17 protein-coding genes are annotated in these 16,990 nt (G+C 65.0%); 14 read left to right on the top strand and 3 right to left on the bottom strand.

The window, feature by feature from the left end; all coding sequences use genetic code 11:
- Window positions 1–171: 171 nt before the first annotated feature.
- Entirely contained in the window at window positions 172–1,059 is an 888-nt protein-coding gene (locus BLQ70_RS14105; protein ID WP_091857548.1) for a LysR family transcriptional regulator, read from the bottom strand.
- A gap of 142 nt (window positions 1,060–1,201) precedes the next feature.
- Between BLQ70_RS14105 and BLQ70_RS14100 the strand changes: the two genes are divergently transcribed.
- From BLQ70_RS14100 to BLQ70_RS14070, 7 genes are read left to right on the top strand one after another with little or no spacing between them, the layout of a single operon-like run.
- Complete coding sequence (locus BLQ70_RS14100; protein WP_244512018.1) at window positions 1,202–2,575, top strand: acyclic terpene utilization AtuA family protein; 1,374 nt, start codon at window positions 1,202–1,204, stop codon at window positions 2,573–2,575.
- Window positions 2,572–2,952, top strand: a complete 381-nt coding sequence (locus BLQ70_RS14095; protein ID WP_091857544.1) for an AtuA-related protein — start codon at window positions 2,572–2,574, stop codon at window positions 2,950–2,952. Before BLQ70_RS14100 ends, BLQ70_RS14095 begins: the two co-directional genes overlap by 4 nt.
- Window positions 2,949–4,352, top strand: coding sequence for a dipeptidase (locus BLQ70_RS14090; protein WP_091857542.1), 1,404 nt, complete (start codon window positions 2,949–2,951; stop codon window positions 4,350–4,352). Before BLQ70_RS14095 ends, BLQ70_RS14090 begins: the two co-directional genes overlap by 4 nt.
- 22 nt (window positions 4,353–4,374) lie before the next feature.
- On the top strand, window positions 4,375–5,973 hold the full coding sequence (gene ggt, locus BLQ70_RS14085) for a gamma-glutamyltransferase (RefSeq protein ID WP_170843419.1): 1,599 nt from the start codon (window positions 4,375–4,377) through the stop codon (window positions 5,971–5,973).
- A 43-nt stretch (window positions 5,974–6,016) separates the two neighbouring features.
- Window positions 6,017–7,594, top strand: coding sequence for an ABC transporter substrate-binding protein (locus tag BLQ70_RS14080; protein ID WP_091857539.1), 1,578 nt, complete (start codon window positions 6,017–6,019; stop codon window positions 7,592–7,594).
- A gap of 47 nt (window positions 7,595–7,641) precedes the next feature.
- Window positions 7,642–8,610 carry an ABC transporter permease gene (locus BLQ70_RS14075; protein ID WP_061968607.1) on the top strand — a complete coding sequence of 323 codons (969 nt, stop codon included), beginning with the start codon at window positions 7,642–7,644 and terminating at the stop codon, window positions 8,608–8,610.
- Between the two features lies 1 nt (window position 8,611).
- Window positions 8,612–9,511, top strand: a complete 900-nt coding sequence (locus tag BLQ70_RS14070) for an ABC transporter permease (RefSeq protein ID WP_061968609.1) — start codon at window positions 8,612–8,614, stop codon at window positions 9,509–9,511.
- Between the two features lie 189 nt (window positions 9,512–9,700).
- On the opposite strand, the gene BLQ70_RS14065 is transcribed toward BLQ70_RS14070, so the two are convergent.
- A complete protein-coding gene (locus BLQ70_RS14065; protein ID WP_091857537.1) occupies window positions 9,701–10,153 on the bottom strand; it encodes an SRPBCC family protein in 453 nt (150 codons plus the stop codon).
- A gap of 272 nt (window positions 10,154–10,425) precedes the next feature.
- Here BLQ70_RS14065 and BLQ70_RS14060 point away from each other — a divergent pair, with 272 nt between their 5' ends.
- From BLQ70_RS14060 to BLQ70_RS14030, 7 genes are read left to right on the top strand one after another with little or no spacing between them, the layout of a single operon-like run.
- Window positions 10,426–10,782 carry an ArsR/SmtB family transcription factor gene (locus tag BLQ70_RS14060; protein WP_061971467.1) on the top strand — a complete coding sequence of 119 codons (357 nt, stop codon included), beginning with the start codon at window positions 10,426–10,428 and terminating at the stop codon, window positions 10,780–10,782.
- The gene (locus BLQ70_RS14055) at window positions 10,775–11,302 is read left to right on the top strand and encodes an arsenate reductase ArsC (protein WP_091857535.1); all 528 of its coding nucleotides are present in this window, start codon (window positions 10,775–10,777) and stop codon (window positions 11,300–11,302) included. Before BLQ70_RS14060 ends, BLQ70_RS14055 begins: the two co-directional genes overlap by 8 nt.
- Complete coding sequence (gene arsC, locus BLQ70_RS14050) at window positions 11,302–11,727, top strand: arsenate reductase (glutaredoxin) (protein WP_091857534.1); 426 nt, start codon at window positions 11,302–11,304, stop codon at window positions 11,725–11,727. The genes BLQ70_RS14055 and arsC overlap by 1 nt, the downstream gene beginning before the upstream one ends.
- Before the next feature lie 7 nt (window positions 11,728–11,734).
- A complete protein-coding gene (gene arsB / locus BLQ70_RS14045) occupies window positions 11,735–12,787 on the top strand; it encodes an ACR3 family arsenite efflux transporter (RefSeq protein ID WP_091857819.1) in 1,053 nt (350 codons plus the stop codon).
- A gap of 59 nt (window positions 12,788–12,846) precedes the next feature.
- Window positions 12,847–13,164 carry an ArsR/SmtB family transcription factor gene (locus BLQ70_RS14040; protein ID WP_091857532.1) on the top strand — a complete coding sequence of 106 codons (318 nt, stop codon included), beginning with the start codon at window positions 12,847–12,849 and terminating at the stop codon, window positions 13,162–13,164.
- Between the two features lie 56 nt (window positions 13,165–13,220).
- Complete coding sequence (locus tag BLQ70_RS14035; RefSeq protein WP_091857530.1) at window positions 13,221–14,627, top strand: FAD-dependent oxidoreductase; 1,407 nt, start codon at window positions 13,221–13,223, stop codon at window positions 14,625–14,627.
- Complete coding sequence (locus tag BLQ70_RS14030) at window positions 14,624–15,802, top strand: MFS transporter (protein ID WP_091857528.1); 1,179 nt, start codon at window positions 14,624–14,626, stop codon at window positions 15,800–15,802. Before BLQ70_RS14035 ends, BLQ70_RS14030 begins: the two co-directional genes overlap by 4 nt.
- A gap of 150 nt (window positions 15,803–15,952) precedes the next feature.
- Here BLQ70_RS14030 and BLQ70_RS14025 read toward each other — a convergent pair whose 3' ends face one another.
- Entirely contained in the window at window positions 15,953–16,951 is a 999-nt protein-coding gene (locus BLQ70_RS14025; RefSeq protein ID WP_091857526.1) for a helix-turn-helix transcriptional regulator, read from the bottom strand.
- Between the last annotated feature and the right edge of the window lie 39 nt (window positions 16,952–16,990).

Here is a 16,990-nt window from a genome sequence, read left to right as displayed (position 1 = left end):
TCAATCGGATCCACGGTGAGCGTCGGCTCTCCACCCAACCGAGGCTTTCGAGCCAACTAAGAGGCTCTTAGCTGCGTTGCGCCAAGAGCGGACCTTGGGGTAGCGCTCAGAAGCAGACATTCACGCCGCACAAACTGAAGAGCAAAGCCTGCGCAAGCTCGCCCGTTCAAACTAAGCGCGTCTGGCGCGCAAGGCGGCGACGAACTTGATCGCACTGGCCGAGAGGGGCCGGTCTTTCAACCACGTCATGCCGATGCTGCGCTCGATGGTCGGCGCGACCAGAGGGATCACGGTCAGTTCATCGGCATTGAACATGGCGAACGTCATCGTTGGGAGCGCGGTTATACCAAGCCCGGCGGCTGCGAGCGCAGCAGCGCAAGAAATCTGATCGACCTCGTAAGCCGGCGCGGTCTGCAGATTGGCGTGGATGAAACCGGCATCGGTCAGGCGCCGGACGGAGGAGGACGTGGACATGGCGATAAATTCGAAAGCCGCCAGTTCGCTCCAGCCGACTCTGTCTCGCCCGGACAAGGGATGATGGCGCGACACCACCAACTTGAGCTGATCGCTCGCGATCTCCTCGAAGACGAAGCCACCCTGCCACGCCGGTTGGCCGGCGATGACAAGATCGACGCTGCCGTCTTCGAGCATCGCCATTGCTCGATCCTGCAGGGCGTCGCGGACCGAAACCGCGATGCCCGGATAACATTTGCGAAAGCTGCGTAACGCGGGCGGCAGCAAGGTACAGACCGCTGATGGCAAAGCGGCGATAGACAAGCGGCCATGGACACCATCACCACGACGCGCAATCGCCTCGAAGGTGCCGGCCAGGCTTCGCATCGCTTCCCGAGCGCTGGCCACGACATGGTGACCTTCATAGGTCAAGGCCAGTTGCCGCGTCGTCCGGTCGACCAACTTGCAGCCCAGCTCGCCCTCGACGCGCCTCAAGGTTTCACTAACGGAAGGCTGGGAGACGCCGAGCTTCTCCGCGGCGGCGGTGAGGCTCAACGTATCGCCGATGGCGACGAGGATTTCGAGCTGGCGGAGGGTAAGATTCATCGTGGCGCCGAGGCGGGAGAAGTCCGCAATTCATAAACTAAGGCTATGTATAAATTAATAGCCATTATTTGACATTTTGCCATACGGACGTTTTCTGCCTCGATCGCGTGGGACAAGGCGCAGGCGGGACGCTAACGCAGTGGTGGCACAGCAGGTTTGGATCGGAGCGGCGGCCGGTTTCGCAGGCGATCGTCCCGACTCTTCGGGTCCATTGATCGAGGCGCTTGCGCGTCACGACGGACCGCGCTTTCTGATTTTCGAGACCCTGGCGGAGCGCACGCTCGCGCTCGCGCAGCTCGACCGCCTTGCCGATCCGGCGCGCGGCGAGGTTCCGGCTTTGAAGCGCCTGCTCTGGCCGGCTCTGGCGCCTTGCGCAGCGGCGGGTATCAAGATCATCGGCAATTTCGGCGGGGCCAATCCTTTCGGCGCGGCCGCAAAGATCCAGGCTTGGGCTACTGAACTCGGCTGTGCCGATCTGAAGATTGCGATCGTCTCGGGCGACGACATGCGTGACACCTTCGCACCGGCCGATTTCGCCCGCATGGAGATCGATGGCGCCCTGTTAAGCAGTGAGCCTGCGATCATTTCGGCGAATGCCTATCTGGGCGCGGATGCGATCGCCGAGGCGTTGGATCGGGGCGCTGATGTCGTCGTGACTGGGCGCGTCGCCGATCCCGCCCTCGTGCTCGGCCCGCTCAAATACAGCTTCGGCTGGGCGGATGACGATTGGGACAGGCTCGCGGCCGGTATCCTCGCGGGTCATCTCCTCGAATGCGGATCGCAGGTGACAGGCGGCTATTTCGCCGATCCCGGCGTCAAGGACGTGCCGGGGATGGATGTGCTGGGCTATCCGATCGCGGAGGTCGATCCGGACGGCGTGTTCACGATCACCAAGCCGGCCGGGACGGGCGGATTGGTCGACCGCCGGACTGTGACCGAGCAGATTCTCTACGAAATCCACGATCCCGCCGCCTATCTGACGCCGGATGCGATCCTCGATCTCACGCAGGTCGAGCTGACGGAGGTCGGGTCCGATCGCATCCGCGTGACAGGCGCAAGTGGCCGTGCCCGGCCCGAGACCTTGAAGGCGACGGTCTGTTTCGACGGTGGGTTGCTGGCCGAAGCCGAGATCTCCTATGCCGGCCCGAACGCGAAATCCCGCGCCGCGCTCGCCATCGAAACGGTGACGAAGCGTCTGGCCTTCCTTCATCCGTCCTTGCATGTCCGCGCGGATGTGATCGGGATCGTGAGCGTCTTCGGCGATACGTCCGGCTCGCTGCTGAGTGCCGGGATTCCGGGTGTCCGTGACGGGGATCTGCGCGTTCGGTTCGCGGCCGAGACCGCCGATCGCGCCGCGGCGGAATGCCTGCTCGACGAGGTCGAGGCCTTGTATTGCGCCGGCCCTGCCGGCGGCGGTGGCGTCCGCAAGCGCCTGACCCCGCGGCTGCGCAGCGCATCCTGCCTGGTCGATCGCAAGCGCGTCACCCCGCAGATCTCGCTTCTGGAGACGGCATGACCCGCGCGGTTTCCCTCTACGAGCTCGCCCATGCCCGCTCCGGTGACAAGGGCAATCGGCTCAATATCGCGGTGGTCTGCCGCGAGCCGCGGTTCTTCGAGCCGCTGCGCGAGCGGTTGACGGAGACGTTCGTCGCGCGCGTCTTCCGCGAGCGCCGACCCACTGCCGTCAAACGCTACGAGCTGCCCAAGCTCCATGCCTTCAATTTCGTGCTCGATGACGTGCTGGATGGCGGCGTCAACGGCAGCCTCGGGCTCGACGGCCACGGCAAGACACTCTCGTTCCTGCTGCTCTCGGCCGAGATCGAGATGCCGGCGGGGCTGCTGTCTCTGGCCGAAGAGCCTGCTCCCGAACTCATGAGCGGAGGCTCGCGATGAGCGCCGAATCCGTCGTCGACTACCTGCAGCGCCGCCATGACGACGTGATGGCGCGGCTCGACGCCTTCCTCAGGCTGCCGAGCGTCAGTACCGACCCCGCCTATGCGCAAGGCATGGCCGACACGCGCGCTTTCCTGCTGGATTGGCTGAAAGGCATCGGCCTGACCGACGTCCAGCTTCTCGATGGCGGCGGGCAGCCGGCCGTCTATGGCGCCTGGCTCGGCGCGCCGGGTGCGCCGACCATCATCGTCTACGGCCATTACGACGTGCAGCCGCCCGACCCGCTGGCGCTTTGGCAATCGCCGCCCTTCGAGCCGACGATCCGTGACGGGCGCCTTTATGCGCGCGGCGCCTCGGATGTGAAGGGCTCGACCACGATCGCGATCGAGACGGTGGCGGCCTTTCTCGCCGTCGAGGGGCGCTGTCCGGTCAATATCAAGCTCTTCATCGAAGGCGAGGAGGAGACCGGCAGCCCGAGCCTGCACGAGATCGTCCGCCGCTATGGCGACCTGCTCAAGGCCGATGCGATGATCTCGGCCGATGGCGGCCGGGCGAGCCCGACCGTGCCCACGATCAATGTCGGCGCGCGCGGGCTGACCAAGCTCGAGCTCGTCGTCCGGACTGCCGGCAAGGAGCTGCATTCCGGCCGCTATGGCGGCTCGGTCCGCAATGCCCTGCACGAGCTCGCGGCGATCGTCGCCTCCCTCCACGACGCGGAAGGCGCCATCGCCGTCCCCGCCTTGATGGACGCCGTCCGCCCACTTTCCGAGCGCGACCGGCGCGATACGGCCGCCTTGCCGTTCGACGAGGCCGCCTTCGTCGCGGATGTCGGTGGCATCGCCGCCGGCGAGCCCGGCTACAGCATCCGCGAGCGCTTGACGCTGCGCCCCGCGATCGACGTGAACGGAATGTGGGGCGGTTACACCGGCACCGGCTCCAAGACGGTCATCCCGGACGAGGCGCGCGCCAAGATCACCATCCGCCTGGCGCCGGGACAGGACCCCGACCAGGCCGGCGCGGCGCTGAAGGAGCACATCCTCGCGGCGGCAAGGCTGGGCGTTAAGGTCGGCTTCGAGGCGATCGGCGGCGGTTCGCCCGCGTCCACGCTGGCGGCGGAACATCCGCTGGTCCAGGCGGCGACGACCGTGTTGCGCCGGACCTCCGGGCAGGAGCCCGTCCATGTCCGGCTCGGCGCGACGGTGCCGATCACTGCGATCTTCAAGGAGACGATGGGCCTGGACACGCTGATGTTCGGCTTCAACCTGCCGGACGAGGACGTCCACGCGCCCAACGAGTTCTTCCATGTTCCTTCGGTCGCGCTCGGGCTCCGGGCCTGGCCGATGCTGCTGCAGGAACTGGCGCGATACGCCCCTGCCGCATTCCATCAGCAAGCCGGTTGAGGGGAGCGTTGCCGTGGCCGGAATGATCGTCGCCGCACAGCCTGAAGCCGTCGAGGCCGGAGCCCTGGTTCTTCGCCGGGGCGGCAATGCCATCGACGCCGCGATCGCCTGCGCCTTCGTCCAGAGCGTGGTCGATCCGCAGATGACCGGCATCGCCGGCTACGGCTCGATGCAGGTCTATATGCCGCGGCGCGGCGTGCATGAGGTGCTGGAATTCTATGCGCGCAGCCCGCGCGCCACGCGCGCCGACATGTGGGCCGACAAGGTGCTGGGCGAGGCGCCAGACGGCTTTTCCTTCATCGTCGAGGGGCAGGTCAACGAGATCGGCTATCAGTCGATCGGTTCGCCCGGCAATCTGAAGGGCTATACGACGGCCCTGTCCGACTACGGCACGATGGATCTCGCCGACATCATGGCGCCGGCCATCGCCTATGCGCGCGACGGCTTCATGATCCGCCCGTACATGCACTATTTCATGGCGCTCGATCCATCGGCCATGGGCCGGGTGCCGAACGAGAAATTGCTGCGCTTCAGCGCGACCGGGCGCGACGTCTATTTCCGAGCGGATGGCAGCATGAAGCGGCCGGGCGACATCGTCGCCAATCCAGACCTTGCCCGCACGCTCGAACGCATCGCCGTCGCCGGCCCCGACATCTTCTATCGCGGCGAGATCGCCGAGCAGATCGCCGCCGACATGCAAGCCCATGGCGGCCTGCTCTCCTATGACGATCTCGCGCAATACGAATTGCGGCGCTCCGCGCCTGTCTGGGGTCGCTACCGGGATCACCGGATCGCCAGCGTCCAGCCCCCCGGCGGCGGCGTCTCGCTGATCCAGCTCCTGCATGTGCTGGAAGGCTTCGACATCGGCGCCCTCGAGCATAACGGCACGGAACACCTGCGCATCCTCACCGAGGCGCTGAAGCGCGTCACCATCGACAAGGACACCCATATCGGCGACCCCGAATTCGTCGAGGTGCCGGTCGATCGGCTGTTGTCGAAGGACTATGCGGCGACGCTCGCCGACAGCATCCGGCGCGGGGAGAGAGCCTCGCTGGAGCGCATGAAGCTCAAGCAGGAGCCGAAGGACACCACGCAGGTCTGCGTCGTCGATCAGGACGGCAACGCCGTCACCCTTACGCACACGCTGAACATCCCGAGCGGCGTCATCACCGACGGGCTCGGCTTCATGTATAACGGCCTGATGAGCGCCTTCGACCCACGGCCCGGCCGGCCGGGATCGCTGGCGCCGAACAAGGGCCGCACCAGCTCGCAGATGCCGAGCATCGTCTTCCGGGACGATCAGCCCTTCATCGTCATTGGCGCCCCCGGCGGCACGGCGATCCTGCCGGCCATGGCGCAGGGCATCAGCAACGTCGTCGATTTCGGCATGCCGATCTTCGATGCCGTGGCCGCGCCGCGCATCAGCGTGACCAGCAACGCGATCGACGTCTCCAACCGCATCCCGCGCTATGTCACCGCCGAACTGGAGCGCGACGGCTACCGGGTCGCCCGGTCCTATCAGGGCTTCGCCTTCGCGGCCCTGCACGCGGTGCTGAACCGGGACGGGCGCCTGTCGGCGGGGGCCGATCCGCAGCGCGACGGCATGTGGCTGCGCGGCTGAAGCCGCAGCCGAGAGATTTCCAGAAAAGGATGGGAACGAACCGATGAAACAACTCATGCGAGGACTGCTCGTTGCCGGTGCCGTCATGGCCGGCGCAGGCACGGGCGGGGTTCAGGCCGAGCCGCTGCGGATCGCGATCGGTGGAGCCTTCACCTCGATGGACCCGCATTTCTACAACGCGACGCCCAACCACTCCGTCGCGATGCATATCTTCGACCGTCTTGTCGATCGCGCACCGGATGTCAGCCTGAAGCCGGGCCTTGCGCTGAGCTGGAAGACGATCTCCGACACGGTCTGGGAGTTCAAATTGCGGCCGGGCGTGACCTGGCATGACGGCAAGCCGTTCACCGCCGACGACGTCGCCTTCACCTATGAGCGTGCCCGCAACGTGCCGAACAGCCCCGGCGGCTTCGGCGGCTTCCTGCGGGCGGTAAAGAAGGTCGAGGTGGTCGATCCGCTGACCTTGCGCATCGACACCGGCGAACCGGCTCCGAACCTGCCGCGCGAACTCGCCTTCGTTCCGATCATCTCGCGCCATGTCGGCGAGAAGGCGACGACCGAGGACTACAACACCGGAAAGGCCGTGATCGGCACCGGCCCCTACAAGTTCGTCAGCTACACCCCCGGCGATCGCGTCGAGCTCACGCGCAACGATGCCTGGTGGGGGCCGAAGCAGGCCTGGGACAAGGTCACGCTGCGGATGATCACCAATGCCGGTGCACGCGTCGCCTCCGTCCTGTCGGGCGATGTCGACGTGATCGACACTCCGCCGGCCGGCGACCTGGAAAAACTGAAGACCGATCAGCGCGTCACCATCGCGACGACCGAGGGCCTGCGCGTCATCTATCTCGCCTTGAATTCCCAGGAGCCGGTCGCCGCCACGGTGACCGCCAATGACGGCAAGCCGCTGCCGAAGAACCCGCTGCTGGATCTCAAGGTCAAGCAGGCGCTCTCCATCGCCATTAACCGTGGGGGGCTGGCCGACCGCATCATGCAGAAGACGGCCCGCCCGACCGGCCAGTGGCTGCCGCCGGGCACCTACTCCTATGCCAAGAGCGTGGCGGTTCCGCCTTACGACCCGAACAAGGCCAAGGCGCTGCTGGCCGAGGCCGGTTTCCCCGAAGGCTTCAAGCTGACGCTGTTCTCGCCCAATGACCGCTATCCGAACGATGCCGCGACGGCGCAGGCGATCGCGCAGATGTGGACCCGCATCGGCGTGAAGACCGCGGTCGAGACGCTGCCCTGGAGCAGCTATGTCGGCCGTGGCGGCAAGCAGGAATTCGGTGTCGGTCTCTGGGGCTGGGGCAGCCCGACCGGCGAGGCCGGCTATCTGCTGTCGAACGTGGTCGCCACCAACACGCCGGCGCGCGGCCTCGGCGTCTTCAACTACGGCCGCTACAGCGACCCGGCGCTCGACAAGCAGATCGTCGAGGCTCTCGCGACGATCGACGACTCCAAGCGCGAGAAGCTCTTCGTCGCCGCGACCGAGACCTTCGCCCGCACCTTGCCGATCATCCCCCTCTACATCCTCGATAATGCCTGGGTGACCCGCAAGGGGATCAGCATCGACGCCCGCCGCGACGAGCGCACGCTCGCGATGGATGCGCGTCCCGCAAAGTGAGTATCGCCGGCGGGCTCTCCGGAGCCCGCCGCTGACAGGAAAGTCCCATGATCAGCTGGCTTGCCAAGCGCGTGATCCAGGCGGTGGCGGTCGTCCTTGCGATGACCGTCATCGTCTTCATCGGCGTGAACGTGATCGGAGATCCGGTCGCGGTGCTGCTGCCGCCCGACGCGACGCAGGATGAGCGGCTGCGCGTCATCGCCTCCTTCGGGCTCGACCGGCCCTTGTGGGAGCAATATCTCTCGTTCCTGGCCGGTGCGCTGCGTGGCGATCTCGGGCGCAGCTTCGTCTTCAGCGAGCCGGCGCTGTCGGTCATCCTGCAGCGGATGCCGGCGACGCTGGAGCTGGCGATCGCCGCCATGCTGCTGGCCGTGATCGTCGGCGTCCCGCTCGGTCTCTATGCCGGCGTCAGGCCGAACTCCGCTGGCGCCAAGGCCGTGATGGCCGGCTCGATCCTCGGCTTCTCGCTCCCGACCTTCTGGGTTGGTCTCGTCATGATCATGCTGTTCTCGGTCCAGCTCGGCTGGCTGCCCGCCGGCGGGCGCGGCGAGACGGCCGAGTTCCTCGGCGTGCGATGGTCGTTCCTGACCCTCGATGGCCTGCGCCATCTCGCGCTGCCTGCGCTCAATCTCGCGCTGTTCAAGATCTCGCTGGTGATGCGACTCGTACGGGCCGAGACCCGCGAGGTCGTGCCGCAGGACTATATCCGGACCGCGCGCGCCAAGGGCCTGTCCGAGGGCTCGGTGATCCGCACCCATGTCCTGAAGAACACGCTCATTCCGGTCGTCACGATCGTGGGGCTCGAATTCGGCTCGGTCATCGCCTTCTCGGTCGTGACCGAGACGATCTTCTCATGGCCGGGCATGGGCAAGCTGATCATAGACAGCATCCATCTGCTCGATCGGCCGATGATCGTGGCCTACCTGATGGTGATCGTCGTGCTCTTCGTGCTGATCAACCTGATCGTCGACCTGCTCTACACCGTGCTCGATCCGCGCGTACGGCTGGAAAACTGAGATGTCCGCAATCACTTCGGCCCCTGCGACCCGCACCCCGCTCCAGCGGACGCTCCGCGCCTTTGCCAGCTCGCCCCTCGCCATGCTCGGCCTTGCCGTGCTGGCCTGCATCGTCGCGCTGGCGGTGTTCGCGCCGTGGATCGCGCCGCAGAACCCGTACGACCTGATGCAGCTCGACATCATGGACGGCCAGTTGCCGCCGGGATCGCAGGCTGCGACCGGCATGACCTATTGGCTGGGCACCGATGAGCAGGGTCGCGACATGCTCTCCGCCATCCTCTACGGGCTTCGCATCTCCCTGCTGGTCGGATTCTGCTCTGCCATCGCCGCCGCGGCCATCGGCACGACGCTCGGCCTGATCGCGGCCTATGCCGGCGGGCGGACCGACAACGCGATCATGCGCTTTGTCGACCTGCAATTATCGTTTCCAGCCATTCTCGTCGCGCTGATGATCCTGGCATTTCTCGGTAAGGGCGTGGGCAATGTCATCCTCGCGCTGGTGATTGTCGAGTGGGCGGCCTATGCGCGCACCGCCCGCGCCAGTGCGCTGGTCCAGCGGAAGAAGGAATATGTCGAGGCGGCGCTATCCTACGGATCGTCCCCGCTGCGCGTGCTGTTCCGCTATCTGCTGCCGAACTGCCTGCCGCCGCTGATGGTGATTGTCACGGTTCAGGTCGCCCGCGCCATCGCGCTTGAAGCGACGCTTTCCTTCCTGGGGCTTGGTGTGCCTGTGACGGAGCCCAGCCTGGGCCTCCTGATCTCCAACGGCTACCAGCATATGCTTTCGGGGAAGTTCTGGATCAGCTTCTATCCGGGCATCGCGCTGCTGATCACGGTCGTCGCCATCAACTTGATCGGAGACCGACTCCGGGACGTACTCAACCCGCGCAATGCGGATTGATCCAGAGGCACGCCAAGGCCGGTGCATGGCCGATACAAAGTACCGCGGAGCGCCATGACCGGACACTGGGCCGCTGCCCGGAAGCGGACGTTCCCGACTCTGGCTCGAACGGCAGTTCTTGACCCAACTCGGACCTTGGGCAGGTCCGAGTTGGGCTACCCGGCTCCCGTCGCGAGCCGCGAGGCTGCCTCAACCCCAATCCCATTCTGACTGAGCCAAGCGAGCCCGCAAGGAACGTAGCCAAACGGCGAACCCATTGGTGACGAAAGCATCTCTGATCAGGTCGCGGTCGTCGGGCGTGGCATCGAAGTCAGCGAACCACTCAATAAAAGATTTATTGCCATCTATAATCGGAGTGACCCGCAACGTTGCGATATAGTTCTCCGCATTCACGGGCATTCCGCTCAAAAACTCATAGCTGTAGGAACGCTCACGATCCGAGTGAGCTATCAAAATCTGGCGCATAGTACGGTCAGCCATCTCGACACGTCGAACCGCGCCGATTTGGTCGCCGGCACGCCCATTCTCAATCACGGTGACACTCGGAACGCCGGCCCAATCGTAATCACCGAAGGAACGGATCGTATTCCATACATTTTCGGCAGGTGCCTCGAAAATGGTGCTGTAGTACGCCCTGGTCATGTATCTGATCCTTTTTAGGTTTGCATGACCACGAATTTAAAGAACTCGGAGGTTCGCGAACCACCCGATTTCAGCCTGCGACGGTTTCGGCCGGGGCAATTCCCCCGACCGGCGCGGCGCGGGCGACGGACATCGATTAGCCCGCTTCCGACCAGCAGCTGGCGTTGAGCTACCGCCAGGAAGCGGATTTTTGGCGGGACCTTGCTGGCTGCTCGCTTCCAACCCGAAAATGAGCCTTGCGTTGCATTTAATATGTCGATAATTCTCGACATATGGAAAACGAGCAAGTCATCCTCGCCCTGGCGGCGCTGGCGCAGAGCACTCGCCTCGACGTGTTCCGCCTGCTGGTGAGCGCGGAGCCGGAGGGATTGCCTGCCGGCGAGGTGGCCCGGCGCCTCGCCGTTCCCCACAACACCATGTCGTCCCATCTGAGCATCCTCAGCCGGGCAGGGCTTGTCCGTTCCGAGCGCTTCAGCCGCTCGATCGTCTACCGGGCTGATCTCGACGCGCTTCGATCGGCCATCGCCTTCCTCCTGAAGGATTGCTGCGGTGGCCGCGCTGAGATCTGCGCGCCGCTTCTGGCTGAGCTCACGCCCTGCTGCCCACCGAAGGTCACGACCGATGCCTGATCGCATCCACAACGTGCTGTTCCTCTGCACTCACAACTCCGCTCGGTCGATCATGGCCGAGGCCTTGCTCAACCATCTCGGGGAAGGGCGCTTTCGAGCCTTCTCCGCTGGCAGCGAAGGCGGTCCCGGGCCGAAGCCGATGGCGCTCAAGGTGCTGGATGCCGAAGGCATCCCGAGCGAGGGCCTCTCGTCGAAGACCTGGGATGTCTTCGCGCAGCCCGGCGCGCCCGTCATGGATCTCGTGATCACCGTCTGCGACCAGGCGGCGGGCGAGGCCTGCTCGCATTGGCCGGGGCAACCGATCACGGCGCATTGGGGCATCGAAGACCCGTCCAACGTCCAGGGTAGCGAGATCGAGCGCGAGCGAGCCTTCGTGACGGCGCTGCGCTATCTCAGGAACCGGATCAACGTCCTCTTGTCGCTGCCCGTCGCCAGCCTCGACGAGATGGCGTTGGCTCAGCAGGTTCGGCGGATCGGGGGCCTCGAAGGCGCGAGCGGTCGCCGCCCGGAGGTCGCCTGATGGACGTGATCATCTACCACAACCCTGTCTGCGGGACGTCCCGGAACACGCTCGCGCTGATCCGCAATGCGGGCGTCGAGCCGCATGTCATCGAATACTTGAAGACGCCGCCGAGCCGGACGCTGCTGAAGCAGCTTCTGGAGCGCGCCGGGCTGACCGTCCGGGACATCCTGCGCGAGAAGGGAACGCCCTTCGCCGAACTCAACCTCGGTGACCCGAGCCTTTCCGACGATGCCCTGCTCGATGCGATCGAGGCCCATCCCATCCTGATGAATCGCCCGCTGGTCGTTTCGCCCAAGGGCGTGAAGCTGTGCCGGCCGTCTGAGGTCGTGCTGCCGCTCCTGCCGCCGCAGCTTGGCGAATTCCGCAAGGAGGATGGCGAGCTCGTCGTGGATGCCTCCGGCCGCCCGACTGCTCTCGCCTGAGGTCCTCATGTCCATCTTCGAACGCTACCTCACGGTGTGGGTCGCGCTGTGCATCGTCGTCGGGATCGCGCTGGGCCATGTCATGCCGGGCGTGTTCCAGGCCATCGGCGCGGCCGAGGTCGCCAAGGTCAATCTGCCCGTCGCAGTCCTGATCTGGCTGATGGTCATCCCCATGCTGCTGAAGATCGACTTCTCGGCGCTCGGACAGGTCAGCAGGCACTGGCGCGGGATCGGCGTCACGCTCTTCATCAACTGGGCGGTGAAGCCCTTCTCGATGGCGGCGCTCGGCTGGTTCTTCATCGCCTGGCTGTTCCGGCCGTGGCTCCCGACCGACCAGATCAACAGCTACATCGCCGGTCTCATCATCCTGGCGGCCGCGCCCTGCACGGCGATGGTCTTCGTCTGGTCGAACCTGACGAGGGGCGAGCCGCACTTCACGCTCAGCCAGGTCGCGCTCAACGACGCCATCATGGTCGTCGCCTTCGCGCCGATCGTCGGCCTGCTGCTCGGCCTGTCGGCGATCACCGTGCCGTGGGGAACGCTCGCCCTCTCGGTCGTCCTCTACATCGTCATTCCCATAATCGTCGCGCAGCTCGTCCGCAGCAGCGTTCTGGCGAAGGGCGGACAGGCCGCGCTCGACAGGCTGCTCCGCCACCTCGGGCCAGTTTCTCTGGTCGCGCTGCTCGCCACGCTCGTCCTGCTCTTCGGCTTCCAGGGCGAGCAGATCCTCGCCCAGCCTATGGTGATCGCTCTGCTGGCGGTGCCGATCCTGATCCAGGTCTATCTGAATGCCGGGTTGGCCTATCTCCTGAACCGGATCGCCGGCGAACAGCATTGCGTCGCGGGGCCGTCCGCCTTGATCGGCGCCTCCAACTTCTTCGAACTCGCCGTCGCCGCCGCGATCAGCCTGTTCGGTTTCAACTCCGGAGCGGCACTCGCCACGGTCGTCGGCGTTCTGGTCGAGGTTCCGGTGATGCTCACCGTCGTCTGGATCGTGAACCGATCGAAGGGTTGGTACGAGCGCGGCGACAGCGTGCGAAAGGTTCAGGCAGCCAAGTAATTCGATGATCATCGAAATAGAGCTTGACGGAACGATCCCGTCCATGTCTACTTATTTCCATGAACGTCGAAGAAGCAGCGAAGCAGCTTGAGGCTCTCGGGAATCCAACCCGGTTGGAGCTCTACCGGACACTCGTCCGGGCGGGTCACGGTGGCCTGCCCGTCAATCAGGTGCAGGAGCGCCTTGGGATCCCGGCCTCGACCTTGTCACACCACCTTCAGCGGCTGATCCGTAACGGCCTCGTCTCGCAGGAGCGTCAAGCCACCACGCTGATCTGCCGTGCTGTCTACCCGGCCATGGATGCCCTCCTCGGCTTCCTCGGCGACGAATGCTGCATCGAAGAGGGTTGCTCTCAAGCGCCGGAAAAGGCCGCCTGAGAAGCCCTTTTTATTTGCCACATAATTCCATAATTCTAGAATCAGTGGATAACAGAATGACTGAGCTTCCCGTCGCGATCATTGGAGCAGGGCCCGTCGGGCTGGCCGCCGCCGCCAATCTCGTCGAGCGCGGCATCGCAGTGAAGGTGTATGAGGCCGGTCAGGAGGCAGGCGCCAACATCCGTGGATGGGGTCATGTCAGGCTGTTCTCGCCTTGGGAGTTCAACATCGCACCGGCCGCACGAGCGTTGCTGGCAAATGTCGGCTGGGAGGAACCTGATGGGCAGGCCTACCCTACCGGGGGCGAGCTCGTGGATCGCTATCTCGCCCCTCTGTCGGTGACTCCGGCGCTCGCTGCCGTGATCGAATATGGCGCGCGCATCACCGCTATCGGGCGCCACGGCATCGACAAGGTGGTCAGCCGAGATCGGGACCAGCGTCCTTTCGTGCTGACCGTCGTCGGGAGCGATGGGACAACACGGCGCGACCAGGCGCGAGCGATCATCGATGCATCGGGAACCTGGACATTCCCTAACCCAATCGGCGCTGGCGGACTTGCTGCCGATGGCGAGGAAGCGCTCAAGGATCGCATCGCCTACGGGATACCCGATGTATCGAGCCGCGATCGATCGACCTATGCCGGGCGGGCGACGCTCGTCATCGGTGCGGGCCACTCGGCGGCGAACGTCCTGCTCGATCTCGAAGAGCTTGCGGTCGCCGAGCCCGGCACCAAGGCAATCTGGGCTACGCGCGGACGTGATCTGTCCCGGGTGTTTGGCGGCGGAGCAAATGATCAGCTCGCCGCGCGTGGCGAGCTCGGGCAGCGCCTGCACCGCCTCGTCGAGGAGGGGCGCGCCACCCTGGTGTCGGGCTTCGGTGTCACCGGTGTTCGCGAAGACGGTGGGCGCCTATTCGTGGACGGAGAGGTCGACGGCGTTGGCCGGACGATTGGACCGGTCGATCGCATCGTAGGCTGCACCGGTCAGCGCCCGGATCTCTCGCTGACCCGAGAGCTCCGGGTCGAGTTCGATCCCTGGCTGGAAAGTGCCAAAGCGCTCGGCCCGCTGATCGATCCGAACCTGCACTCCTGCGGCTCGGTGCCGCCACATGGTCACCGCGAGCTGTCGCACCCGGAACCGGGGTTCTACACCGTCGGGATCAAGAGCTATGGGCGGGCGCCGACTTTCCTGATGCTGACCGGCTACGAGCAGGTCCGCTCGATTGCTGCGGCAATTGCCGGCGATCTCGCCGCGGCAGACGATGTGAATCTCGTCTTACCGGAAACCGGGGTTTGCAAGGCAGCTCCGGCGGGCGACTGCTGCGGCCGCCCGGCTCCTGTCGAAGCAAACGCCTGCTGCGCTGAGGATACCTTGGCAAAGGCTGGCGGCCAGGCCGGTTGTGGTTGTGGTCCGGTGAAGGAGCCTGAGCCGGCAACGTCCTCCTGCTGCGGCAGAGCCGCGTGACCGAGCGGAGCCGCCTGACGGTCATCTCGGCCCTGGGTGTGGTGCAGATCCTCGCCTGGGGCTCTTCCTACTATCTCTCCGCTGTCCTCGCCGCACCGATCGCCGACGACACCGGCTGGCCGCTGTCGTGGGTCATCGGCGCATTGTCGATCGGGCTTCTGACCGCTGGTGCCATCGCTCCCCTCATTGGTCGTGTCATCGGTGAACGCGGAGGGCGCCCGGTCCTCGCTGCGGCGGCCCTGCTCCTCGCCGCCGGTCAGGTCATCCTTGGCCTGTCCCCAAACCTCCCGATCTTCATCGCAGGCTGGGTGGTGATCGGAGCTGGGATGGCGGCAGGCCTTTACGATGCGGCGTTCTCGACGCTGGGGCGTCTCTATGGCGGGACCGCGCGTTCGGCGATCACGGTCCTGACGCTATGGGGCGGTTTCGCCAGTACCGTTTGCTGGCCACTCTCGGCCTATATGGTCGCCCAGTTCGGCTGGCGTGAGACCTGCTTTGCCTATGCGGCTATCCAGCTTCTCATCTCGCTTCCGCTAGTTCTGACGACGGTGCCGCCGGCCGCGATCGACATTTCCCAATCAGCGAGGACGACCTCCCAGGACATAAAGCTCGCGGGCAATGATCGTTCGATGTTCCTGCTGCTCGCCGGCCTCTTGGTCATCGGCGGCGCGATCGGCTCGATCGTCGGCGTGCAACTTCTGACCCTACTCCAGGCACAAGGCATCACGCTGGCGGCTGCGGTGGCGCTGGGAGTGCTCGTCGGGCCCGCACAGGTTGGCGGCCGGGTGATCGAGATGGCCGGCAAGGGCAAGCATCACCCTCTCTGGACCATGACCGCCGCACTGGTGCTAGTAGCTCTCGGGCTCGGATTACTCACCTTTGGATTGGGCCCGGTGTCGATGGCAATCCTGCTGTATGGTGCCGGAAACGGCGTGTTTTCGATTGCCAAGGGAATAGTGCCGTTGGCGCTGTTCGGCGCAGATCGCTATGCGCCAATTATCGGGCGTTTGGCACGGCCAAGTCTCGTAGCCCAAGCACTCGCTCCGGCGGCAAGCGCTTGGATCTTAGAACATGCCGGCGTCACCGGAGCCTACGGCACACTCTTGCTGCTGGCCGCAGCAAATGTGGTGCTATGCCTTGGTCTGTGGGCGAGTTTCCGAGCAAAACGGCCATAATCTCATCATCGCCCGTGCTCTTCCAGCTTGCGCCAATTGTCGACGTTGGCGCATAGCTCCGGAGCGGACGTTCGCATAGTTTGGAACGGTGCTTGAAGGCGCCCTTTTGAACGGGGTATTTCTTGGCTGGTGGCGTGAGACGAAACGCCTTCAGCCGAGCCGTGACTGCTCCCGAAATTGACGTGGCGTGACGCCCGTCATCCGGCGGAAGGCGCGGCTGAAATGCGCCGGATCGGTGTAGCCGGAGGAAAAGGCGACATCGATGATCCTGCAATCGGTGTCGCGCAGCAGCCTGCTCGCGTTCTCGTATCTGACGGTGTCGAGGATGTCCGAATAGGACAGGCCGAGTTGGGCGAGCCTGCGTTGAAGCGTCCGCGCGCTGAGGCCCGCGATCTCGGCGACGTCAGCAAGAGCGGTTGTTCCCTCGTCGAGATAGGCCGGAAGCATCAGCTTGAGAAGGTCGACGATGCTGTAGGCGGACGGGCCGTCCTCATTGTCGCGCGGCGGCGCAAACGAGGGGGGCGAACGGTTTGGGAGGCCGAGCAGCTTGGTCGGCACGCTGATCCAAGCGGCATGCTGGCCCGACAGAAACCGCACATTCGGCCAGCAGGATCGCGTCGCAGGGCTTGGCCCATAAGACGATTCAAAGCCGATCGCTGCCGGCATCCAGTCGGGCCCTGCGAATTGCCTGATGATGTAGACCGAGAAGATGTTCTGGATCCACTGCGCGTGTTTCAGCTGCAGGAGCCATGGCCCGGTGAGCCTGCTGCAGACTCGCACGTGATCCGTGTCATGTTCGATCCACATGCTCAGAATGGTGTCTTCCCCCGACGCCTCATGGCAGGCGTGCCGGAGCGCGACGAGCAGCGTCGGGGAATGCGCGATCAGGGCCCGCGTCTTTTCCCTCATATGCGAGAAATGCAGGCGCTGGGCGGCAAGGAAGCCGAAATCCTCGATACCCTGGCTTCTCTGTGCGGTCTCGACGAAGCGCAGGGCCGGCAGGAGCGGCAGGTAGAGCTCGCTCTTCTCGGCCAGGGATGTTGGCAACCGGGACCTCTCCAGGAGCGTCTCCGTCGGTGCGCCGATATCGTCGAGAATGCTGACGAACGGCAGCAGGAACTGACCGCGCGTCAAAGGGATATCAGCCATCGGATCGCATCGTTGTCACCGGATCAGCTCTTCCTCAGG

Origin of the sequence: Allobosea robiniae (assembly GCF_900102525.1) — a bacterium.
GTDB classification, from domain to species: Bacteria; Pseudomonadota; Alphaproteobacteria; order Rhizobiales; family Beijerinckiaceae; genus Allobosea; species Allobosea robiniae.
Note: the sequence above shows the minus strand (reverse complement) of the source record. Positions and strands in the feature narration are given on the sequence as shown.